Below are 23461 nucleotides of genomic sequence, written 5' to 3'. Positions count from 1 at the left end.
GAGTCGTTGGTGATATCAGGCGGCGATCGCCCGGGCGGCGGCGTACATGTCGGCGGGGAGGGGGTGCCGCAGTTCCCAGAGGACGCGCATCGGCCGATCACCGTTGTGCTCCTGGTAGGTCATCGGTCCGGCATACAGGTAGGGCGGTGCGCCCAGGTCGCGGTCGGCAACCCGGGTCTCCCGCACGAACAGGTGCACCGTCGTCCCCCGCGCCACATGGTCGACATACCGCCGCCCGGTTGCCGACGTCGCCGCCGTCGTGCTCTGCGACTCCCACGGAACAGCCGATCGGTGATAGCCCGGTCCGCGTACATGGTGGTCGGCGAGTAGTGCTCCTCGGACTTCACGAGCGTGACGAAGAAGAGATCAGCCTTCTCGTCCGGGAGCCACTTCACGCCCTCGCGCAGCGAACCGGGGTTCGTCATCCCGAAGGCGGCGCACGCCTCGTTACGGCTATAGCGGGCGTGCACCCGCAGCGGAACCCGCTCCGAAGCCGGGCGGTCGGTGAACCGGTGGATCCGATCGCGTAGCACCTCCGCGACCTGTCGTAGCTCCGCGCAGCGTGCCGGCTCAGCCCAGAGCCGCTTGAGCCGGGCGTCGCGTTCGGCCAGCGGCACCGACGGGCCCCACAGGCTGAAGTGCAGCATGTCGAGCAGCGGTCCGGCGGCGGGCTGCCGACCGGATGCCACCTGGCTGATGAGGTCCAGCCGATCGACGTCGTCGATGTGCAGCATCCGACCGACAGCCCGTCCGAGGTCACGATCGTCCGGGCCACCCGGGGCCGCGTCGAGCCCGGCGACCCGAGTGGGCACCGCGGATTTACACGAGACAATCAGCCTGGTCCGCGACGACCTGCGCGACGACCTGCACGCCAAGGCCCCGGAGGGTACGAAGGCGCTGGTCGGCGGGCCGACCGCGATCTTCGCCGACATCAACTCGGCCAACAACCGCGACCTCTCGGTGATCCTGCCGGTGGCCGCCGGCCTGATCGCGCTCATCCTCGCGCTGCTGCTGCGCAGTCTCGTCGCACCCATCTACCTGGTGATCGCGGTGCTGCTCAACTTCGCCGCCACGCTGGGCGCGACCGTCTACGTGTTCCAGGGGCTCCAGGGCAACCCGGGTGTCACGTTCCAGCTGCCGATCATCCTCTACCTGTTCGTGGTGGCGATCGGCACCGACTACAACATCCTGATGATCGCCCGACTACGCGAGGAGGCGCGGGAGGGCCACGAACCCCATCAGGCCGCCGCCATCGGCGTGGAGCACGCCGGCCCGACCGTCGCCGCGGCCGGGCTGATTCTGGCCGGCACGTTCGGGGTGCTGATGCTCGCGCCGATCTCGTTCCTCCAGCAGATGGGGTTCGCGGTGGCGATCGGGATCGTGCTGTCCGCGTTCGTGATGTCGATGTTCTTCGTGCCGGCGTTGACCGGGCTGATCGGGCACACGGCGTGGTGGCCGGGGCACGGGGACGAACGGCGGGTCACCGGCCCCCAGGCCCCGCCCGAGCCGGTGAGCGTGGCGGAGGTGTAGCGGGCGGCGCGGGAGTGCAACCCGGACCGGTGTGCGGGCGTCTCAAGGAGGTGGAGACAGCGAGGACCCGTGGGGGCCGGATTATTCCTTGGATCACGGCCGTCGCCCTGCTCGGCGGTTGTGGGTCCGCCGGGAACAGTCCGCCCATCGAGCCGCTCGACGGGCTGCGCCAGCAGGCGGGCGAGGCCCTGACGCGGTACGACCAGGCGGTTCGAGCCGCGGGAGGTGCTCCCTTCGTTCCGGTGGGGGAGCTGACTCGCCAACTCGGCGACTGGGAGCCGGCGAACGGTTCCTTCAAGGAGAGCCTGTCGGCCGGCCGCGTCGAGGCCGCCTCGACGCTGCCCGTAGCGCCCCAGCAGGCCGGCACCATCGTGTGGGCCAAGGGCATCCGTCGGGACGTGCCGTTGATATCGGCGGACGAGGCGTTGGCGCAGCTGCGCGCCGCGGGGACGGGCGACTGTTCCGGCTGCGCGCCGCTCAAGCTCACCGGGGCTCGCCTCGCCTGACCACGATGACGGTCAAGACCACCCGCGGCCCGGCCACCGCCCTGGCGTGGGAATACACCATTGACGGAACGAGCGTGCGGCTGACGCGAGTGGCGGTGGATCCCTCGGCCGTCGTCCGGGTGACCTCACCGCCCCGGGACGCCGGCCACCCACACGAGGGGCTGGCGATCGAGTCGGCGACCACCACGACCACGGGCAGCGAGTTGACCGTCACCTTCACCGGCGTGTCCGGCCCCCGCAGCAAGCCGTGCGGGGCCGACTACGGCGCTGAAGCGGCCGAGTCGGACCTGGCAGTCGTCGTGATCGTCATCGAGTACCGGCACGCCAAGGACGAGGCATGCCCAGCAATCGGAGCGCAGCGCAGCGCCACCCTCGAGCTGTCCCGACCATTGGGGGATCGGGCGGTCCTCGAGGTGACGCAGGGCCTGCCCGTGGAGCTGACCACCACAGGCTGACCGTCACGCTGTCCGGCTCGGCGCCGGATGCCCCCGCCGCCCCTGTCCACGTGCTGGCCGCTGGCGGAGGCGGCTACCGCTCCCGCCTGGACGAAATTCTTGTGAGCGTGGCTCACCATGAATCTTGACTGATGGTGATATGCCAACAGCGCTGTGTAGCTGCGTCAGTCGGGGTGACCTACCCAACTCCTCCACTGCGCGGCCTTCTGGATCGCTCGCCGGGCCTCATGCACATCGTCGTCCCCGACAAGTCGAGCATCGGCCGCCTCCAGCAGCTCGGCGTCGACCTCGCCGAGTACGTCAAGCCCGTCGACAACGGCGTCGAGGTGCACGCCATCCTCAGCCCCAAGGAGAGCCAGGCGCTGCGCGACAAGGGCTTCCACGTCCAGGACGCCATCTCCGACCAGAACGACTACGCGCAGAACATGGCCGAACGCTCCGCCGCCATCCGCGCCGCGACGGCGGCGACCGCCACCACCGACACCCTGACCGTGCTGCGGGCCGAATGGTTCACCACCCTCGACAACCAGCTCTTACTCAACATCGAGGTGAAGTCGAGCGCCGGCACCGACTCGACGACGGTGCTGACGGCGAGCTGGGACAGCGGACCCGGCACGGCTATCGGCTCCGGCGGCACCGCCACCATGTCCCGGTTCACCGACGCCGGCCAGTACATGTACCACCGGTTCAGCAACCCGGTGCCCATCACCGCCGCGCGCCGGCCAGGACCACCATCACCAGCAACAAGGGCGGCTCGGCCACCGTCGACGTCGCCAAGTGGCTGGGCAGCCCGCGCAAGGACCCCGGCAAGCACCCGTACGTGTCGGACTTCGTCGACCACTACATGGACCCGACCGAGGTCACGGCGCGGTTCACCGGCCTGGCCGCGGAGTTCCCGAAGCTGACCGAGCTGCTCGACCTGCCGTACAAGACGAACGGCTACCGGCGCAACGCGCAGGCGCAGTTCGGCACCGCCGCGGCGAGCACCCTCTACGTCACCTCGACGGCGTACGGCTCCGATGGCGGCAACGACATCACCATGGCGCTGGTCGACCCGGGCACGGCGAACGCCCCGCTGACCGTCAGCGTGTCCGGCACCGCCGTCACGGTGCGCCTGGCCACCGACGGCGCCGGCGCCATCACCAGCACGGCGGCGCAGGTCGTCGCCGCGGTCAATGCCAACGCCGACGCGACCAAGCTGCTCACCGCCAGCACGTACCGGGGCAGCGCCGGCACCGGCGTGGTGGCCGCCGCCCTCGTCACCCCGCTGACCGACAACCTCAAGGCGCCGGCGAGCGTGTCCCGCGAACCGTTCCAGATGAAGGTGCTGCGCATCGGCAAGCACCGCGACGGCTCGAAGGTCGGCGTCTTCCTCTACTGCCAGGAGCACGCCCGGGAGTGGGTCACCCCGCTGGTCTGCGTCGAGTCCGCCGAACGGCTGCTGCGCAACTACGCCAAAGACCCGGACACCCGCAAGATCGTCGACGACCTGGACATCTTCATCCTGCCGGTCGTCAACCCCGACGGCGCGCACTACAGCATGTACGACTACAACATGCAGCGGCGGAACCTCACCAACTACTGCCCGGCATCCAACGCCGACCCCGGCCGCCGCAACGCCTGGGGCGTCGACATCAACCGGAACTTCTCGGTCGGCTCCGTCTTCGACGGCTACGTCGGCGCGTCGGCCACCAACTGCGTCAGCGACACGTTCGCCGGGCCGGGCGAGCTGTCCGAGCCGGAGGCGCGCAACGAGGTCTGGCTGGTCGACACCTTCCCGAACATCAAGCTCTCGATGAACACCCACTCCTACGGCGGGTACTTCATGTGGCCGCCGGGGGCGTACAAGGTCGAGGGGCGGGAGGTGCTGCCGCGGGTGGACCAGGGCACCGAGGCGTACTTCTGGACCTCCTCGGACTACATCCTCTCCCGCGTGCAGGAATACCGGGGCACCGCGATCTGGCCAGGCCGCACCGGGCCGGTGACCGACGTGCTGTACTCGGCGGCCGGCAACAGCGCTGATGAGCACTGGTACAACCGGGGCATCATCGGCTGGGACTTCGAGGTCGGCGCGGACATCTACAACCCGGCGACCGGGCGGTTCAGCGCGGTCGGGTTACAGCCGCCGTTCGCCGAGGGGCACGAGGAGGCGATGGAATTCGCCAACGGCAACATCGCGATCCTTGAGGTGGCCCGGGCGTACGCGACGGACAAGATCCAGCCTCGGACGTCGCTCAAGATTGTGAAGCGGGAGGCGGGGGCGACGGCGTTCACGTTCAGCACGAGTGAGCCGTCGAATGTCTACTACACGCCTGACGGGAGCCGGCCGACGTACGGGTCGGCGAAGCTGGCGTTGGCGAGGATGCGTGCGGGGATGCAGAGCATCACGGTGAACAGCGACACGGCGGTGAACTGGTTCTCGATCGACATCGCCGGCAACGCGGAGAGCAACTACAAGCCGGACGGTGAAGGCAGCAACTACAACAAGCAGAGGGTGAGCGTTCAGTAGGCGATTTACCGCTCGAACAGCAATAGCCGCCGGCCACTGGTCGGCGATCACCTACCCTTTGCGAGGGTGAGCCGCCCAATAGGGCGCTGTGGGCTGCGCCGGGAACGGCTCGCCAAGCGCCGAGGTGACGGATCGGGCAGCCGGCCCCAGCGGGCCCTGGCCGGTCGACACCTGCAAGCAATGTGGGGCTGAGCACCACGGCCCTCGTGGTTCGGCCCGCTACCTCTAATCTCGCGATTGTCAGATCTCGGACAGGCGGCAGGCCTCGTCGCGCCGTCGAATGCCCGGACGGTCGGGTGTAAGTGCCCTCTCGACGTGCCCGTGACTCGCTAGCCTGGTCGGGCGGACACTACGGTTGACCAGCGCAAACGTCAGGGGCATCGATCACTGATGGCCACGCAGCAATATCAACTTCCGATGCCATTGACAGCGCAAGTAGGGCAGTCGGGACCGACCAAACGGCTGAATGCCTGGGGGTCCCGCCCGCAGGACCAAGGGCGATAGGGTCCGAGCACCGTCAGTAGGAAGTGGGGTGACGGTGCTTACCGAGCTGGCACTGCCGCCTGGGGTGGAGGCAGAGCGTGTGGCCTCGGCGGCTCTTGCTGACCTACGTTCCGCCGAACGCCGTGGCGTCGTGGTCGACTCGCCGCCTCGGACCGGCAGGTGGACGCTTGTTTTGCGAACTGCGGTGGAAGTCGTCGCCAGGCACGAGCAGCGGGGCGTCATCGCGCAGATGAACGGGCAGGGCGGCAATCTGGTCGACCGCCTGGCGGAGGCGCCCGAGCTGCGCATTGCCCAGCTCTCAGCTGCGGACTACACCCTTGAAGCCTCCGGCGATTCCGCAACAGCTGTCGCTGCCCAAGGGCGCAAAGGACGACATACGCCATGGCTCTCGATCCAGCACGCAGCCTGATGGAGCTTGACGATGAGTGAACCTGTGTTCTGGCGTCAGACCGATCCCGGTCTTGACGTCTGGATTGACGACGACCGGCGACGGACGCTTGAGGCGAGCGCGGCGGATCCTCTGCTGGTTGCGAAGCGCGCCAACCAGGACGAAGTAACGCTGGAGGCGTGGTGACCGAGTGGGTCGCGGATGTTCCAACTGACGGCAGTATAGATCTGCCACCGGATCCGAGAGCGCTCGACGCGATCGGGCGGAACCACTCGCTCGAGACGGCGCTCGCTGACCTGGTTGACAACTCGGTTGACGCCGGAGCCACCAATGTCGTGATCAGGGTCGTCGTCGCGGACGGTCTTCCGCGCGTGCTCTATGTGGCAGACAACGGCCGAGGCATGGCTCCCGACGCGATAGATACGGCCATGACCGTAGGCGGGCGGCGTGACTACGAGAATTCTGACCTCGGACACTTCGGGCTCGGACTCAAGGCTGCCTCGTTCAGCCAGGCACGCAGCCTCACCGTCATGTCCCGCGCTGCCGGGCACGACCCGGTCGGCCGCAGGTGGCGGGTGAACACTGCGACGAAGCGGGACTTCTCGTGCGACGTCGTTCCCGCTCCGTTCGTCACCGCAGAGTTCGACCAGGACTGGCGAATCTCGCTCGACGAGTCTGGAACCATCATCCGGTGGGATGATGTCGTCACTTTCCCTGCCGGGTCGGAGGCACATCGCGTTGAGATCTTTATTGATCGGCTAATCACCGGCGCGTGCCAGCATCTCGGGATCGTGTTCCATCGCTTCCTCGAACAGGAGCGGCTGAGCGTCGACTTCGAGGTCTACGACGTAGATGAGGCATATCTCGGACCTCCGATCCCTGTCACCCCGCTGAACCCGTTCGCATACTCCCGGCCGGGTGCAGAGGGCTACCCCAGAACCCTGACCGCAACCGTCGACGGTGTCGACATCTCCTTCAAATGCCACATCTGGCCGGGCAAGAGCAGCACCCCGTCCTACCGGCTTCGGGGGACGCCCGTAGACTATCAGGGGCTTTACTTCTACCGCCGGGACCGGCTGCTGCAGTTCGGTGGCTGGGAAGGCATCCACGTGGCGCACGCAAAGCTGCAGCTGGCGCGAGTCGAGGTCGACATTGACGGCGACGTCGCCGGCATGTTTCACATGAACGCGGAGAAGTCCCGGGTGCTCGTCGGACTGGAGTTCTCCCGCCTTGCCGCAGCAGCTCGGTCGTCCGACGGCACTAGCTTCAATGATTACTTTGACCTTGCCGAGCAGGTCTACCGAACGGCGAACGCCCGCTCGATGAAGCGAACTCCTATGATTCATCCCGGGTCCGGCCTGCCGTCCACCGTTAAGGACGTGATCCGCAAGGAGGTGCCACCGATTGTCGGCCGCGATCCCATCGAAATCCGCTGGGCGACCTTTGTGGACGATTCGTTTTTCCGAGTGGATCGAGAACAAAGCACGTTGTGGCTCAACAAGCGCTACCGCAAGATGTTGCTCGGCGGCAAGCACGGTGGCCTGAACGATCTCCCGCTGGTCAAATCACTGTTGTACCTGTTGGTGGCGGATTCGTTTGAGGGTAACTACCACGGCGCGCGGGACAAGGACAATATCGAACTGTGGCAGTCCGTTCTCACCACCGCCGTTCAGGCGGAGCGCCGATGACGCCGGTGGGATATCGTGGATAGACGGCATGTCTCGGTCGAGAGCTTCGATAGATATCTGGCAAGCGGCGTTCCGGTCGTCCTGCCGATCCGCGGGACACCGGCGCTGTCCGTGTTCGTTCGCCCGGCAAAGCCGGAGCTCGGTCTGCGGATCAAAGTCGACCCTGACGCTCATGTTCCGGTCACCGGACTGAACAACATCCTCGCTCGCGTGGCGGATCACGAGGGACAGCAGTACCTGGAAGTTGTTGTTGTCGCGGCGGCCTTGTTCCGGGATGCGTACCCAGTGCTCTGCTCGATGGCCGACCGTATCCAGATCGAGGGGATGAAGCCCGCCCACGCGCTGCGGGAGACGCTCGGACAGTTGGCCTCCCTCCTCCGTGAACCAAAGTCGATCTCCCAGGAGCGCGAGATCGGCCTCTTCGGCGAGTTATTGACGCTCCGTGGTCTGGCGGCGAAAGTCGGCGGTTCGGCGGCAGTGGGTGCCTGGCGAGGTCCGCAGGGCGAGGAACATGACTTCGGCCTGCCTGCCGCAGACGTCGAGGTGAAGACGACGATCAGTGAGCGCCGCGCCCATTGGATCGATTCGTTCACCCAGCTGCAGCCCACGACGGACCGGCCGCTGTGGCTCGTGTCGCACCAACTGACTGCTGCGGGTGCAGGCTTTGGAAAGACGCTGCCGGAGCTGATCGACGAGGTGGGATCAACTCTCGGCAGCACGACTCGCGATGACTTCGACGCGAAGCTGAGCACGGCTGGATGGTCCGTCGCCTACGCCCCGCTGCTGACGTCGCGCTGGGAGCGTCGTACAGAGAGCGCCGCCTTCCAGGTGGACGAGCAGTTCCCCCGGTTGGTGCCGGACACCCTGCAGCGAGCTGGCGTGCCGAGCGCTCGGTTGATCCAGGTTCGCTATCGGGTTGACCTGGACGGTATCGCCAGCCCGCTCGGCATTCCCGCAGTCATCGTCGCTGCACTTGGATCGTGAGGACATCATGAACGAACCGCTGGTCAACGCGTACCTCGGTGCTCTCGGCGCAATGGTCAGCGGGCCGAAGCCGCTGGTGCGGCGGGCCGCCGTCGAGGCGGAGGACATCGAGCCCGACCTCGATGTGTCAGAGGACCGTCTGCGGGAGTATGTCGCGGCCGCCGACCCCAATGACGAGCTCCGGGTGCAGCTGCATATTCGGTTGGCCACCTGGGACCACGCGCCCATCGAGCCGGGCCTGTGGATGGGTGACACCAAACCGAACACCGAGATGCGACGTGCACGGATCATGAAGCTGCTCGGCCTCGGCAACAAGACGGCCGCCGACTTCGCCAACCACTTCTCGATCGCCACCGACGACGACACCGTGATCGCGGGTAAGTGGGATCCGTGGTACGCCGCCGACCTTCAGCGGCAACGCGACTTCTACTGGAGCCACTACGTGGCCTACCTCCGTAAGCGGAGGAAGTGGAATGCCGAAGCGATCACTCGTCTGGATGCAGCCACGAGTCGGGTGCTAGAGCGGTTCGGTAACCCCGCCCAAAGCAAGCCAATTCAGACTAAGGGCCTCGTCGTCGGGTACGTGCAGAGCGGCAAGACGGCGAACTTCGCCGGGGTCATCGCCAAGGCGATCGATGTGGGCTACCGCCTCATCATCGTGATGACCGGCACGACCAATCTGCTCCGGGAACAGACTCAGCGGCGGCTGGACATGGAGTTGGTTGGCCGGGAGAACATCCTGCGCGGCGTCGACGAGAACGACATCGAGGCCGCCAAGCATATTGATTACCTCGGTGATGAGGATTGGATCAAAGACCGGTTCAACCGGTACGGCGTGCGGCCGCTGACCCTGGGCAAGCCTGAGATCCGGCGAATGACCACCCGTCGGTTCGACTACCGCTCGCTCCAGCAAGGCTTGCCGGCGCTGGAGTTTGAGCGCTCGGACAAGACTAAGCCCATCTGGAGCCCGGAGAATCTTTACACCACCGATGCTCGGCTCGTCGTGGTTAAGAAGAACGAGTCGGTACTGCAGAACCTCATCTCGGACCTGAAGAACAACGCCGACCGGCTCGGGGACATCCCAGCTCTCATCATCGACGACGAGTCCGACCAGGCATCCATCAACACCGTCGACCCGGAGAAGCAGTCGGCGGGCGCCAAGAAGGAACGCACCACGATCAACGAGCGCATCTCGACGCTGCTGCAAATGCTGCCGCGGGTGCAATACGTGGGGTATACCGCGACGCCGTTCGCCAACGTCTTCAGCGACTACACGGACAAGAACGACGTGTTCCCGTCGGACTACCTGCTCGCCCTGCGCCGGCCGCTGGACTACATGGGTGTCGAGGATTTCCACGACATTGATTCCTCGGTTCCCGAGTCGGAGCGGACGTTCGCGAACTCGAAGGAGAAGGCGCATGTCCGCTTGATCGACGACGGTGACGAGGAGCTCGCTTTTCAGCAAGCACTCGACTCGTTCGTTCTTGCCGGTGCCATTAAGCTGTATCGGCAAGGGTTGAGCCCCGATGAGGATCATTACCGTCACCACACGATGCTCGTGCACGAGGCCGCCAAGAAAGCCAAGCACAAGATCCGCGCGGAGACGATTCAAGAACTCTGGAGTAGGTCGGGCCACACGCTTGGCTCCGGCATGAGGAGACTCCGCGAGCTCTACGACAGCGACTTCGCTCCGGCGTCCCACGGGCTCGGTCTGGGGCATCCGATGCCCGAGTCGTTCGCGGAGCTCGAACCGCTCATCGGGCAGGTCGTGCGCAAGATCGCGCCGAACGGCGACCCAGTATTGGTGATCAACAGCAACAAGGAGCCGGATCAGGAAGAACTGGACTTCGACGGCCGCTCGGTGTGGCGGATCCTGGTTGGCGGCAACAAGCTGGCTCGCGGGTTCACCGTCGAAGGCCTCACAATCACCTACTACCTCCGGACCGTCGGGCACGCCGAGGCCCTGATGCAGATGGGGCGCTGGTTCGGCTTCCGGCCCGGCTACCGCGACCTGGTCCGCCTGTTCATCACCGCCAAGATCCGCGACGCCTTCGAAGCCGCCTGCCGGGACGAGGAGCTTTTCCGCGACGAGCTGCGGCAGTACGCGGTGATGGCAGACGGTCGTCCGCTCGTCACCCCGGCCGACATCCAGCCCTTGGTCGCCCGGCACGGGCTCCGCCCGACGGCGGCCAACAAGATGCGCTACGCCCAGCTCGTGGAGAAGCGCAGCCAGAGCAAGGAGCCCAGCTCCGGCTATCCCGGCTTGGCCGAGCAGGAGAAGCTGCGGAACAACGTCAAGGTCATGACACCGTTGTTGCTGGCTGCGTCGAACAGGAGCACGTTGTCTGCTGGCACCCGGAGCTTCGATGCGATGACCGGCGAGGTCTCCCATGCCGAGATGGTCGAGGTACTTAAGCAGCTCCAGTGGCGGACCGTCGACACCTTCAAGGCCGACCTGGCCTGGATTGAGAGTCTGGACGACCAGGCCGTCGACAAGTGGATCATCGTACTTCCACAGCGGCGCTCCGACCGCGGCGTGACCATTCCCGGCCTCGGCACGTTCTCGCTCCATGGCCGCAAGATCGAGAATGACAGCCTGCGCGGAAACTCGGAAAGTCTTCACCGCGCGGGGCTCGCGTCACTTACGGGTCGAACCTCAAAGACCGGCTGCGCGATCATCTACCCGGTGATCGACAAGGACCGGGCCTACGAGGAAATCCCGCATGACACGTGGCCGGACGGTGTGGTCATGGCGCTCCGGCTCGAGCTGCCTGAGAAGGCGGTTCCGGCCGGCACCCGGCCCTTGGTTTACCAGGTTGCCCCTAAGCGGCCCATCCCGACAGGAAATCACGCATGGTAAGGATGTAGGACATTGCCCGAGCCATCAGTTCCGGAGAAGGTCCGGGCCGAGGTCATTCGCGAGCTCTATCGCCAGGTGGACATGCTCGACTGGGAGGAACTCCCAGTACGGGCCAAGACCGCCTACTACACGCGCTGGGTGGAGGACGATGCGATCGGAGGGATGCTCGCCGACTACATGACGTCGGAAGGCATGCGAGTGTGGCTTAAGGACGTGCCCCTGAAGGAGTACGCGCGCGCAGTCGAGAGCTTTGGATCGTACGCCCAGTACGTCTCGAAGCACTTGACGCCGCCGAGTGAGTTCGTTCCGCTGATCCTTGGCGCCGGCTGGCGCGTTCGACCGGAGACTATCCGCGAGAAGCCTATGCACTGCAAAGCTACCGATGGCTCGCGGGAGCGCTACGTGTGCTGGGGCCGCGTGCGAAACTTTCGCGACCTGGTCTGGGCGGCGTTAAATGAAGCGGTCGACTCGGCCGAGCGTCCACTGATCGTTGTCTACGCAACGGACGCTGTTCCGATCGATGTAGAGAGATCCGAGCGATTCCGCCGAATTGCTGAGCATTGCGGACTTGATGTGGACTTTGTGCGACGGCAATGGCTGGCAGCGGCGGCAGGCTAGTGCTGTTCGCCTCCCAGCGCCGCGTAGAGGTGTTCCAATGCCTCGACCGCGAGATCACCCTCGACGTCATCGGCCCATCCTCGGCGCCACGAGGAATCCTCGCGCATGATCACCTCGACGGCCACCCTGGTGAGTCGCAGCAGGTCCGGCGTGACATCGACATGGTCGGCGCCGGCGACAAACCGAGGCGCGTGGGGGGTGGTCAGGTCAGGCAAGCCGGTGTGTGCCTGAAGGACTACTGCGGCTGCGGCGACCGCCTGAGCTGCGGCCATATCGGATAGGGGAGGAGCCGAGTCCAAGGTTGCTCGCCGGAGCGCTCCCGATACCGCTTCGGTCCGTTCGGCCGGCGCGGCTGCCTCGAACTGCTCGCACCACTCGGCTGCGGCGTCATTGTCGAAGGGCCCCACGTTCCAGGTGGCCAAGTTATCCCCTTGTCGAGTCACGGCTTAGGTAGATGGCGGTCGCGGAGGCGGAGGACGGGGCCAATGTATAGCGGACTTTCAGTGGCCGGGGATGGCAGGCGGCGAACGGCCGGCGAGCCGGCTTCTAAGATCCACAACTCCGCGGTATGCTTCCGCAATGCTTGAGCCGCGAGGGGAGCCCAAGGACCGTACCTCGGTCGAGTTGTTCGCCGGCGGCGGGGGGCTAGCGATGGCGGTCCACCGAGCTGGCTTCCGCCCTCTCCTGGTCAACGAACTCGTCAAATGGGCCTGCAAGACACTCGAGGCCAACCAGGCGGAGCTTCGCAGCGATGAGGAGTTCGTCCCCCCGGCCGGGCACGCGTGGCCGTTGGTACCCGGGGATGTGCGCGAAATCAACTTCGACTACCTGTGGGATCAGGTCGATCTGCTTGCTGGTGGGCCGCCGTGTCAGCCGTTCAGCCTTGGTGGGGTCGCCAAGGGCGAGGAGGACCGGCGGAACATGTTCCCTGAGATGTTCCGGGCAATTCGGGAGATTCAGCCCAAGGCCGTCATCTGCGAGAACGTTCAGGGCTTGTTGCGTCCGTCGTTTCGGCCCTATTTCGAATACATCGAGCGTGAGCTCGCCTTGCCTTTCGAGCAGCGCGAAGGAGGGGTCAGCTGGCGCGAACACGACGCGGTTCTCCAAGCGCGTCTGTCGGAGGCCCCCGCCGACCCGAAAAAGCGGTACGAGGTCGTAACCATTCGGGTGAACGCGGCCGACTATGGGGTGCCGCAGATACGCAATCGGATCATCATCGTCGCCTTCCGGTGCGACCTTGAAGTCGACTTGACGCGGTTCAAGGAGTCCATCGCGCCGACTCATTCCGAAGCCGCGCTCCTTCGCTCCATTCAGAACGGCTCGTATTGGCGAAAGCACCCAGAAGTGCCGCACCACGTTCGGGAACACGTAGAGTCGCGGCTACCGAAGGCGATTCCCTTCGATGACGGACGACTTCCCTGGCTGACCCTGCGCGACGCGCTCAAGGAGGAGATCGACCGGCGGTGGCCGCTGCCGCCGGTCCCCTGGGACAAGCTTGACCGCCGTGAGTACCAACTCGGTGGCGTGCTTGACCACATTGGCTGGCCAGACGCTCGCATCTATCAAGGCCACACGCCGAATGAGCTAGATCGGCCCGCGAAGACTGTGAAGGCCGGGGTGCACGGGGTTCCGGGCGGCGAGTCGGTGATGCTCACCGACGACCTGGTCTCCGAGCTTACCGCTAACAGTCCACCGAGGTATCGCCATCGTTATATGACGGTCCGGGAGGTGGCGCGGGTGATGACCTTCCCCGATCGCTGGATCCTCAAAGGTCCCAGAGGTGAGCAGATGCGCCAGCTCGGGAACGCGGTCCCGGTGCGGTTGGGCGAGTTCTTCGCTCGTGCTATCGCTGCGGCGCTGGATGAGGCCGAGAGCCGACGATGACTGGCGGTGACGGGCGGGTCGACCGCGCATGGGCCGATACGCTCCCTCCTGAGCGGGCTTGGAAAGGCCGTAAGGGACGCAGTCGGCAAGCGGTGACGGCGGAACAGGACCGAGCCGCCGGAGGCCCCGATCGCCGGTGGGTTGATCTCGACGGTGGCCGTCAGGCACGCGCCTCGGTGGAGCTGAAGCTTCTCCCGAAGACCCGACGGCTCCGAGCGTATCTGCGCTGGTCGGACCGCGGCCGCTCGCCGAGCAGATATTTAGGAGAGGTCGGCAAGGCCGCCCGTGCTCTGAACCTGGCGGAGGGTTGGCGACTGGCGCGGGAGAGGGGTTTACTCGCTCCGCCTGCGCCGGTTCCGGGATCGTGGGCCAAGTCGCGAGCCGTCCGCTTGTCGATGCAGGGCAATAAGGGCCGGGACACCGAGCCTGAACGTCAGGTACGCTCCATCCTGTTCCAGAACGGACTCAGATATCGGGTGAACACCCGGCCCCTGGAGGCGCTGCGCCGCACAGCAGACGTCGTGTTCCCTGGCGCAAAGATTGCTGTCTTCGTCGACGGATGCTATTGGCATGGCTGCCCCGAGCACTATCGGCCAGCCCGCGAGAACGTGCAATTTTGGCACGCCAAAATTGAGGGCAATAAGGCGCGTGACGCCGAGACGGACCAGCTGCTCGCTGAGGGCGAGTGGCAGTCGATTCGGATTTGGGAACACGAAGAGCCGCAAACGGCCGCGCTGCGCGTGATCGCCGCTGTCCAGGCAACCCGAGTACATACTGCAGGTCCAGAGCTCGCTGCGGGGAGGGATGCGCGTTCGTGATCCGCCCGCCAACCGGAGCGGCGCCAGAGTCACGCACAGTCGGGCTATGGCTTACAGGTCAGGCCATCTGACCACGAGAACCGTCCAGATGATGATCTTTGGCCCACCAGGTCGGTCAGTCACACACACACCTGAACGTCCTCTAACCCCCGTCGATCAAGCCCTTTTCTGCTGCCCGGAGCGCACCTAGATTGGTGCGGTGCCGATCAGTAAATCAATCTCCCGGCCACAGGCACAGACGCGCCGTCGAACGGCTGGACCGCCTGGCGACGACGGACCCGTCCGGACATCAGCAGCGTCCGGACCGTTAGGGCAGGCCGGACGATGGCCCCGGCCGAACCGGGGGCCTACACACCAGACCCGCCCCTCGGCCCTTCGCCGCGTCTGCCGGGGCCGTCGTTCCGCCCCCGTGACAGCGACCGCCGTAGATCGGGACCCCATTCGGTGGCTCCGCCCTCGCCGGCCTCCACGCTCGGAGGAGAGCACATGACGGCGTTGCCGCAGGACGGGCAGGGCTACGGAACAGTCCGCGTCGAATACGGAGGATGACATTGCGCGCGCTCGGCGGGACCGGCCGGCGGATTTTTCCTGATCCAGGCGTCCTCGCGGTCACACATGGATACCACCCGCTGGTGACGGATGCGACCGCCATGCTCGCTACCGGGCTCTTCACTGACGTGCTGGCTCTCGGCGCTGATCTGCCCGATCCTGCGGGAGCGGTCGAGCGGGTGAGGCAGATCGTCGTCCCGGCGGTGAGCCTGCCTGAAGGGGTCTACTGGTTCGGTGGCCTAGATCCGGCTCCGCTGCTCGTAGTCACCGCAGGTGCGATGCCCGGTGCGGGGATCCACGAGCTGGCTGCCGAGGTGGCCAAGGACTCGCCCGTCGCCTCTGCACTGGGCTGGTTCGACCACCTCTGGGGCAGCGCCGAAGAGGTGCCGCTGCCGCGGTTCGACGTCACCGATGAGGTGATCACCCGAGCAGGGCAGGACGGCATGATCAAGTCCCGTCAGTTCGCGCACGGTCGTTGGATCTACCAGGTCTTCGCCGGCAGCCGCGTCCAGCGTGTCGAAGAGGGCGCTCTGCTGCCGAGGCCGACGGTCGACTCCCCCCGACGCATGGGTGCGCACCGAGCCCGCCGCCGCCGAGCGCCTTGCCGCCACACTGACCAGGGCGAAGCTGGAGAAGCAGTTCACCGACACGGTCTTCTCGTTCCGGGCGACCCGCACCATCTTCCGGCCGTACCAGTTCAAGCCCGTGATGAAGTTGCTGAGCACAGGGTCACTGCGGTTGCTGATCGCGGACGAGGTCGGTCTCGGCAAGACCATCGAAGCCGGACTGTTGTGGACTGAACTCGATGCCCGCAGGCACGCCAACCGGGTGCTCGTCGTGTGTCCCTCCGTGCTGTTGAGCAAATGGCAGCGCGAGATGCGCGAGAGGTTCGGCTTTGAGCTGACCGAGCTCACCGGTACGGGGCTGGCCGACCTCAAGGACCGGCTCGAATCGGATCGCCTGCCCAGGAGGATGGCCTGGATCTGCTCGGTGGAGCGGCTGCGGGCGTGGAAGGGGCTGGCCGACATCGAGCAGCTGGGTCTCCAGCTGGACCTGGTGATCGTGGACGAGGCCCACGTCTTCCGCAACTCGAACACCAAGAGCCACGCGTTGGGTGAGCTGTTGTCCCGCTGGGCGGATGCCTACGTCTTCCTCTCCGCTACCCCGGTAAACCTGCGCAACAACGATCTGTACAACCTCCTTGAGCTGTTGGTGCCCGGCGAGTTCCAGGACCTGGCGGACCTGCAGGAAAGGATCGAACCCAACAGAGTCCTCAACCGGATCACAGGTTCGCTGCTCGACGCCTCGGTCAGCAACGCGACGCGTAGGCGGTGGCTGTCCGGCCTTTCCGACAGCACGTTCGGCCGTGTCATCACCATGCGGTCCGATTTCGTTCTGCTATGCGAGATCCTGGAGCGACCTCACCTCTCCCCGACCGACGTGGCCCAGGTAAAACGGATCTGCAGCGAGTTGGGCGGGCTCTCGGCCCAGGTCACGCGCACCCGCAAGATCGAGGTCCAGGAGGACAAGGCGATGCGGGAGCCGCGCCCCGTCCCGGTGCGTTGGACCCGGCGCGAGCACGACTTCTATCAGGCATACCTGCAATGGTGCATCGACCGGGCGAGAGTCAAGGACACACCGCTGCACTTCGGCATGCAGATGCCGCTCCGCCTCGCGGGCAGCTGTCTCCCCGAGGCGGCGGCACTTGTTCTGGCCTCATGGCAGACACCGGACGTGCAGGATGAGGTGAACGCTACGGCGAAGCCGTCGGCCGCTGTGCGCGGTCCGGATGTGCCGCCGTCGCCCCGGTTGCGGAAGCTGGCAGCCGGCATCGACGTGGACACGAAGCTCGAGCAGCTCCTCCACGTGGTCGACGGTCTGATCAGCCAGCGCAGGCAGGGACTCGTCTTCACGTTCTCCCGTAGGACGTTGTCTTACCTCGAGCGGCATCTGCGAAGCCGGTGCAGGACGGCGGTACTGCACGGTGGTGTGAGCAGGGACGACCGGGCCAAGATCATGACCGATTTCCGGGCAGGTGATTACGACATCGTCGTAGCCACCAAGGTCGCGAGTGAGGGCTTGGACTTCGAGTTCTGCTCCGTCCTGGTCAACTACGACCTGCCGTGGAATCCGATGGAAATCGAACAGCGTATCGGCCGGCTCGACCGTATCGGCCAGACCGAGCAGAAGATCGTGATCATAAACGTTACGACTCCCGGGACGATCGAGTCGGACATCCTTGAGCGGGTACTCACCCGGATCGGCATCTTCGAACACGCCATCGGGGCACTGGAACCGATCATCGAGAGCATGTGGCCCGACGTCGAATCCTCTCTGCTCGACTTCGCCCTGACCCCCGCCCAACGGACGCAGCGCACCCAGGAGTTCCTGGCGGCGATCGCGGAGCAGAAGCGGGCCGCCGACGAGATCGAGTCGGCGGCACCCCACCTCATCTCAAGTGACGGCGTCGACATCGAGGGCCTCGAGCCCGACCTGCTCGCATCCGGCCGGTATGTCGGGCAACAGGAACTGGCCCTGCTGGTGAGCGACTGGGTTGGTAGCTACGCCGGACGCTGCCGGATCAGTGGCGACCACATAACCGTGATCGGCAACAGCGAGCTCGCCAGTCACGTCCGTGAGCTCGCACAGCGTGGTGAGAAGACGAGGTCCGAGGTGGACCAGATCATCAGCGACCTGACACATCAACTGCCGATCCAGCTGTCCCTGGACCAGGAGGCGTCCCGAACCACCGGGTACCGCTCTTGACGGCCAACCACCCGTTGGTACGGGCGGCCTTGGACGTACCGGGACACCGGCAAACAAGATTTTCTGCGATCACGATGCCGGCACAGGACGCCGAGATGGCCCCGGGCACCTATCTCGTCCATCTACGCGTCGCCAATTGGAACGGTGTCAGGCCGCTGCACGAGGTGTGGACCGTCACCGTTCACACCCGGACCCTGCAGGTCGCCCCCGACCTCGGCGACCGGTTGATGGCGGCGGTGGCAGCCGGAAACCTGCAAGCCGCGTGGTTCGACGGGGCGATCGACCTACGCCCAGCGCTCAGCGTGAGCAATGACCTCCTGCTCCAGAGGCAGATCCGGAGCCGGAACGCATTGGCCGCTGAGAACGAGGCGTTCCTCGCCTCACGACGACTCAGCGTCGAGCAGGTCCATCAACGGCGGACACAGGCGCTGGAGTCACGCATCGCCACCCTGCGGGCCCGCGGCAGGGAGCGCATGGTGCCGCTCTTCGAGGCCCAACAGCAGCGAGAGGACAACCGCTATGCGGGCCTCCTGCAGGACATAATGGCACGTTCGACGGCCATGCTCAGTACCGAGGACCTGGCCGTCTGCGTAAGGGAGGTACAGTAGCTGGCCAAGATCAGCGACGAGGAACTCGCCTACGAGATCGCCACCAACCGAAGCTACCTGCGGGCGCTGGAGCGACGGCTCGACCGGAAGAACCCCGAAATCTCCGTCACCGCGAACGAGCGCTACGTAGACAACGTCCCTCGAGGTGAACGGGCAAGCATCGGACCCCTCTACGGCCGAGTCGGCCTCGCCGGTCGGGACAGGGATCTCGGGGTCGCCTTCTACATCGGTACGCGGTACCTCAACAGCACGGACTGGGACTATCCGGTCATCAACTGGGCCGCACGGGCAGCGAAGGTGTTCTTCGACCCGCACGCCACCCACGAACTAGACACAGACGTGGTGGTGCGCCGAACACTGACGGCGCGCGGTACAGAGGTGGTACACGCCTCCGACGACTGGGCGGTCGCGGTGCCGGCCGACCAGTCGCCTTTCAAGGCAGGAAAGCTGCACGTCCCCCCGGTACCGCCGCGCCGGCAGATCGGGCGCCCCACCGACTCGACGTCACCTGCCCGCACCGCCGCGTCGACAGACCACCCCGCGGGGCAGGTGCCCAGAACCCGGCGGGCCACGCCACCCGGCCCGGTGCCCGGACCGAGGACACCGAGGAAGGAGCCGTCACCGGTTGCCCCTGCAGCGCGCCGGGCCGCCGTGGTTGGGAAGGGCACTGCGGGCCGGCTGCCGCTGCCGGGCAAACCGGCGGACCTGGCAACATGGCAACCAGACGCACCGCTCGTCGTCGCTTTCTCGGAGGACTCCCGCGCGGATCCCGAAGGTATCGTGGCCGTGCGCGCGGTCGAGATGGTGCGGCACCTGGCCCGCAAGCGACGGCGCGTGCTCGTCGTGTCAGCGTGGACTACCCCGCTGCCGAAGATCGTCCGTAGGGTCCACACCGCAGCGGCGCTCGTCGGACTGCCAGCTGCCGACATACCCAAGATCATGACCATCGTGCAGGACACCGAGTGGCTGGTCGGAATCGCCGGATACCCCCGCTTCACGAACACGCGAAAGCCAGACGCCCTTGATGTGGGCCGGTACGTCAAGGACATCGTGGAGCAGGCCGTGCAGATCTGTCGCCGACGCCTGGGGTGGGCGAAGCGCGACGTACACCTGCCGGCGAAGCTCGAGGTCACCTACGAGGTGATCCGAATGGGCGGAGTGCCAACTGAACCACTGAAGCTGGGTAAGTACTCCGCAGAATGGATCACGACGCTACCGCCGTTCGGAGCCGCCTGGGGGCAACTGCGCTATCTCGCACTGTTCGCCCAGCTGGTCACCGCGATCAGAAACCCCGACAGCCGGAGCCCCTACGGCCACGTCATCGTTCACGGCGAACACGACTTCTCCGGCCTGTCCTGCGCCGTCCTACGAGCGAACAACCCCACTGCCCAGTGGACGGTCCTCACCGATCTAAGCAGCCCCGGATCACCGACCATCGACCGTCGCCGCACAGTCAGCATGGTCGAACGCCTCGGCATCCCGCACAACCGCGGAGAAGTCGACGTGATCGCCATCCGCAGTGCCAGTCTGATCAGGCACACGGTCGCCCTGCCCATACCGAAAGCCGCTACCGACGCGCCACCCGGAGTCCACAACCGGGCACCCAACCGCCGAGCTCAACCGACCGAGCACCGACAGCGGTCCGCCTCAGCGGCCGACCTCGAAAACGGGATGCGTGCCGTCGACGCGGTACGGTACGCCCTGCACGCGCCCCGTACTGAGGCAATGACCTCCGTGCTCGCCACTCTCCAACCCGACCAGTACCGCCTGGTGACCCAATCGCCGACGATGCCCCTGATCATCCAGGGGCATCCGGGTACCGGGAAGACGATCATCGCGGTGCTCCGCGCGGGCTATCTGGTCAACGAGGAGACGACAAAGAAGGGCCCCACCCCACGAGTCCTCCTGCTTGGACCTACCGAACAGTACGCTCGCCACGTGTCGCGGACAGTCCGGGAACTCGACCCGACCGGAGCCATAACGGTCAAGTCACTTGCCGAATGGCTCGCCGAACTCGCCGGCCTGGGGCACTGGCACCGTACAGCCGGGCGAGGGAACGGCGGAGGACGTCGGTGGCTTCATCGTGGCCTTGGCGAAACACGCGGTGCTGGAGAGCCAGGATCGACCAGAATGGAAGGCGAGCCGTCTGACTGACATGGTCAAGGTGACCTACGAGGCCATCCGCAGCAGCAAAGACCCACACAGAAGACCACCGACCACCCAGACGGAACAGCGGTGGATCGAGGCGCTCCCACCGTTCCCGAAGGCCTGGGGGAAACGTCGCTACCTCCCTCTCTTCGCGCACCTGGGCCTGCTGCTCAGCTACAAACGGTCCAGGTACGAACACATCGTCGTCGACGAGGCCCAGGACGTCTCGGAACTCGAGTGGGAAATCATCCAGGCCCACAACGCCGGCGGACGATGGACGATCGTCGGAGACTTGAACCAACGCCGCCGGTTGGACATCAACCACCTCGACTGGCACGAACTGGCGAAGCGACTTCACATACTTCCCGATGCCCAACTGTTCCAACCTGAGGTCGTGGAACGGGGATACCGCTCTACTCAGCCGATTCTCGACTTCGCCAACCGTCTTCTGCCACCCAGCGAAAACCAACCCTGTTCACTCCAGACAGATGGGCCGGAACCATCCGTCATCCGAGCCAGCACTCCCGGCAAGCGCGACCTTCGGGCCGTCGGCGAGGCGAGCAGACTGCTGGACTCGTACCCCGGCGGAACAGCAGCGATCATCACCACCGATCCGGACGCCATCGACAAACTGCTTCTCGGCAAGGGGTGGCGACGAACAGACACGGCAGTGGGTGCAGGCGACTGGGCCAGGGAGGGACGCCGTCTGGCCGTCCGCACGCCCGACTCGGCAAGGGGTGTTGAGTTCGACGGGGTCGTGGTCGTGGAGCCGCGTTACTTCGTGCGACAGGAGAAATTCGCCGGGACCCTATACACGAGACTGACCCGGGCGAACCGGGAACTTGTTGTGGTGCACAGCAAGCCGCTGCCTGAACCGCTCAGACAACGCTGACCGTCTTCGCGAAGTCGAGGGCAGGTGCCACGCTCTGGTTCCACCGCCCGTGATGCCGAAGGTCGTCTGTGCCCCCGCAGCGTACGATCCGGCTGGCTCCCGCAGGGTGGTCCGACCCGACCTGGGGGCGGCAGCTCCGCCGTCCGGCTTCAGCACCCCATCCTGGCCCGATCGGTCGGCCACCGATCCACCGGCCGGGCGCCGATCGCGCGCAGGTGCCGGCCGCTGGGCAAGGATGTACGATGCCTCGGACGCACTCGGGTCAGCAGACTTGGAAAGCGTGTTGGAGGCAACGAACAGGGGCATTACGGGCTCCCTGAGCAGATTCCTGTCGGCTCTGCCCGAAAACTGACCCCGTGGTTCCGGCTGAGGTCAACGAGCGGACACGGGGCGGCCAAGCCGAGCCACAAGCGGTCGCAACTCTCGCCACCGGCAGCGCTCGACAAGCGCCACAGTGGTGCAGCTCAACTTGCCGACGAGTGATCCTTCATGTGGGACCTCCCATCTCTCGACGTCCCCCGCATCGCCGGCGCGGGCAACGGCCGGCACCCGGTCCCGCGAGTGCCTGCGGCCCCTTTCTGGCCGACCGCGCCAGCCAGCGGTGTGGGAACGTATATCGAGTACGCCCGGGAACACCCGCCGAGTCAACCCCGATTTCCGTGCAGCTCGTTCACCGAACCGTGACGCTAGTCCGGGGGAATGTTTCTCGCTCCGTCCCGGTCGCCGGCAGTCCGTTCGTATTCCGTGGCGGTGACCGTCTACCGCGCAGCCGGCACGCCCTGCGCGGTCCGCTCACCCCGGACGGGATCGCCGCGCTGCGGCTGCCGACGGCCCCGGCGCGGCTACCGGGTCGATGAGCGTCGGCACCCAGCTGCCGGTGGACGACCTGCGGACGATCGAGCTCGATGAGGCGCGCGGCCGCCTCCACATCGCCCAAGGGGTCGGCGGCGGGCTGCCGCTGGTGGTGACCGACCTCAGCGGCCGGCTGCTGAACCGGGTCACCGCCGTCGCCGACATCTCCAACCTCGTCCTCAGCGACGACGGACGGATCCTGCACGCGGCCCAGGGCTTCAACCGGATCATCGCGTTGGACGCCGCCACCCTCACCATCATCGCCAGCTACCCCGCCCCCCCGGGGCCCACCTGTACACCGTCGAACCGACCGGGGAGAAAGTCGGCGGGTTCATCGACGCCGGCCTCGGTTCCGGCGGTCTGCTGATCTGGTCCGTGCCCGACGCCCAGCACCTGCGCCACCGGGTCTGGTGCGACGTGCGGCTGCCCGACGGTGGGCGCTGCCCGCTACCGGACGGTCACGCCGGGTCGTGTGGGGCAACGGAGCTGCGCGGACACCGGTAGCGTCGCCCGGGTGCTGGACACCGAAGACCTGCTGGCCGGGTTCACGCCGGCCCGGCCGTACACGATGGAGGTCGTCGCCGGCGCGCCGGCCGCGCCCGGCGTGCACCTGGTGCTCGACGGCGGTGTGGTCGTCTACGTCGGCTACACCGGCAACCTGCGCGCCCGGCTGCGCCAGCACCTCACCGGCAACCGCGACTCGTCGGTGCTGCACGACCAGGTCGGCCAGCTCCTCGACACCCCGGGCCAGGCCGCGACCCGCGACGACATCGCCGGGTGGCTGGGGCGGCGCGAGGTCCGCTGGCAGGAGACCGACAACCCCGAGGGTACGAAGGAAACGCTGGTCCTGGCGTTGCGCCCCCTCTTCAACCGCCAGGTGCCCCGCTCCCGCTGAGGTGTGC

General features: G+C 66.2%; 20 protein-coding genes and 1 pseudogene. 19 read left to right on the top strand and 2 right to left on the bottom strand.

Annotated elements, in window-relative coordinates; genetic code table 11:
- Positions 1-15 precede the first annotated feature (15 nt).
- Positions 16-773, bottom strand: a pseudogene (locus GA0070622_RS27890) (DUF3427 domain-containing protein); the annotation flags it as partial.
- A gap of 31 nt (positions 774-804) precedes the next feature.
- On the opposite strand from GA0070622_RS27890, the gene GA0070622_RS27885 reads away from it, so the two are divergent.
- The 11 genes from GA0070622_RS27885 (at position 805) to GA0070622_RS27845 (ending at position 12042) form a co-directional block, all read left to right on the top strand.
- Positions 805-1530, top strand: coding sequence for an MMPL family transporter (locus GA0070622_RS27885; RefSeq protein ID WP_245666869.1), 726 nt, complete (start codon positions 805-807; stop codon positions 1528-1530).
- Between the two features lie 242 nt (positions 1531-1772).
- Positions 1773-2036, top strand: a complete 264-nt coding sequence (locus GA0070622_RS32220) for a hypothetical protein (RefSeq protein ID WP_141684642.1) — start codon at positions 1773-1775, stop codon at positions 2034-2036.
- A gap of 5 nt (positions 2037-2041) precedes the next feature.
- Complete coding sequence (locus GA0070622_RS27875; RefSeq protein ID WP_091581339.1) at positions 2042-2491, top strand: hypothetical protein; 450 nt, start codon at positions 2042-2044, stop codon at positions 2489-2491.
- Positions 2492-2718: 227 nt separating this feature from the next.
- A complete protein-coding gene (locus tag GA0070622_RS32760; RefSeq protein ID WP_176710587.1) occupies positions 2719-3396 on the top strand; it encodes a hypothetical protein in 678 nt (225 codons plus the stop codon).
- Entirely contained in the window at positions 3312-5000 is a 1689-nt protein-coding gene (locus GA0070622_RS27870; RefSeq protein WP_176710586.1) for a M14 family zinc carboxypeptidase, read from the top strand. Before GA0070622_RS32760 ends, GA0070622_RS27870 begins: the two co-directional genes overlap by 85 nt.
- Before the next feature lie 688 nt (positions 5001-5688).
- Complete coding sequence (locus GA0070622_RS27865; RefSeq protein ID WP_091581332.1) at positions 5689-5913, top strand: hypothetical protein; 225 nt, start codon at positions 5689-5691, stop codon at positions 5911-5913.
- A gap of 12 nt (positions 5914-5925) precedes the next feature.
- Positions 5926-6078 carry a hypothetical protein gene (locus GA0070622_RS32755; RefSeq protein WP_176710585.1) on the top strand — a complete coding sequence of 51 codons (153 nt, stop codon included), beginning with the start codon at positions 5926-5928 and terminating at the stop codon, positions 6076-6078.
- Positions 6075-7580: an ATP-binding protein gene (locus tag GA0070622_RS27860; RefSeq protein ID WP_091584127.1), complete on the top strand. Its 1506-nt coding sequence runs from the start codon at positions 6075-6077 to the stop codon at positions 7578-7580. The genes GA0070622_RS32755 and GA0070622_RS27860 overlap by 4 nt, the downstream gene beginning before the upstream one ends.
- Before the next feature lie 15 nt (positions 7581-7595).
- Positions 7596-8564: a PD-(D/E)XK motif protein gene (locus GA0070622_RS27855; protein WP_176710584.1), complete on the top strand. Its 969-nt coding sequence runs from the start codon at positions 7596-7598 to the stop codon at positions 8562-8564.
- Between the two features lie 7 nt (positions 8565-8571).
- Positions 8572-11424, top strand: coding sequence for a Z1 domain-containing protein (locus tag GA0070622_RS27850; RefSeq protein WP_091581324.1), 2853 nt, complete (start codon positions 8572-8574; stop codon positions 11422-11424).
- A gap of 12 nt (positions 11425-11436) precedes the next feature.
- A complete protein-coding gene (locus GA0070622_RS27845) occupies positions 11437-12042 on the top strand; it encodes a hypothetical protein (RefSeq protein ID WP_091581320.1) in 606 nt (201 codons plus the stop codon).
- Here the strand turns inward: GA0070622_RS27845 and GA0070622_RS27840 are convergent.
- Positions 12039-12464 (bottom strand): DUF4259 domain-containing protein, encoded by a 426-nt coding sequence (locus tag GA0070622_RS27840; RefSeq protein WP_176710583.1) that lies wholly within the window; start codon positions 12462-12464, stop codon positions 12039-12041. The genes GA0070622_RS27845 and GA0070622_RS27840 overlap by 4 nt on opposite strands.
- A 157-nt stretch (positions 12465-12621) precedes the next feature.
- On the opposite strand from GA0070622_RS27840, the gene GA0070622_RS27835 reads away from it, so the two are divergent.
- From GA0070622_RS27835 to GA0070622_RS27795, 8 genes are all read left to right on the top strand, one after another.
- A complete protein-coding gene (locus GA0070622_RS27835; protein WP_091581312.1) occupies positions 12622-13926 on the top strand; it encodes a DNA cytosine methyltransferase in 1305 nt (434 codons plus the stop codon).
- A gap of 395 nt (positions 13927-14321) precedes the next feature.
- Positions 14322-14744, top strand: coding sequence for a very short patch repair endonuclease (locus tag GA0070622_RS32915; protein ID WP_218060649.1), 423 nt, complete (start codon positions 14322-14324; stop codon positions 14742-14744).
- Positions 14745-15863: 1119 nt separating this feature from the next.
- A complete protein-coding gene (locus GA0070622_RS27820; protein ID WP_091581300.1) occupies positions 15864-18059 on the top strand; it encodes a DEAD/DEAH box helicase in 2196 nt (731 codons plus the stop codon).
- A 74-nt stretch (positions 18060-18133) separates the two neighbouring features.
- Positions 18134-18667 (top strand): hypothetical protein, encoded by a 534-nt coding sequence (locus GA0070622_RS27815; RefSeq protein ID WP_091581296.1) that lies wholly within the window; start codon positions 18134-18136, stop codon positions 18665-18667.
- Positions 18668-18964: 297 nt separating this feature from the next.
- The gene (locus GA0070622_RS27810) at positions 18965-20821 is read left to right on the top strand and encodes a hypothetical protein (protein WP_141684641.1); all 1857 of its coding nucleotides are present in this window, start codon (positions 18965-18967) and stop codon (positions 20819-20821) included.
- Positions 20772-21707 carry a UvrD-helicase domain-containing protein gene (locus GA0070622_RS27805; RefSeq protein ID WP_141684640.1) on the top strand — a complete coding sequence of 312 codons (936 nt, stop codon included), beginning with the start codon at positions 20772-20774 and terminating at the stop codon, positions 21705-21707. Before GA0070622_RS27810 ends, GA0070622_RS27805 begins: the two co-directional genes overlap by 50 nt.
- Before the next feature lie 853 nt (positions 21708-22560).
- The gene (locus GA0070622_RS27800) at positions 22561-22926 is read left to right on the top strand and encodes a hypothetical protein (protein WP_091581285.1); all 366 of its coding nucleotides are present in this window, start codon (positions 22561-22563) and stop codon (positions 22924-22926) included.
- A 147-nt stretch (positions 22927-23073) separates the two neighbouring features.
- A complete protein-coding gene (locus GA0070622_RS27795) occupies positions 23074-23454 on the top strand; it encodes a GIY-YIG nuclease family protein (RefSeq protein WP_091581281.1) in 381 nt (126 codons plus the stop codon).
- Positions 23455-23461: the final 7 nt, after the last annotated feature.

It is taken from the genome of Micromonospora sediminicola, assembly GCF_900089585.1.
GTDB classification, from domain to species: domain Bacteria; phylum Actinomycetota; class Actinomycetes; order Mycobacteriales; family Micromonosporaceae; genus Micromonospora; species Micromonospora sediminicola.
The sequence above is the reverse complement of the archived record's forward strand: the minus strand, read 5'-3'. Positions and strand labels throughout refer to the sequence as shown.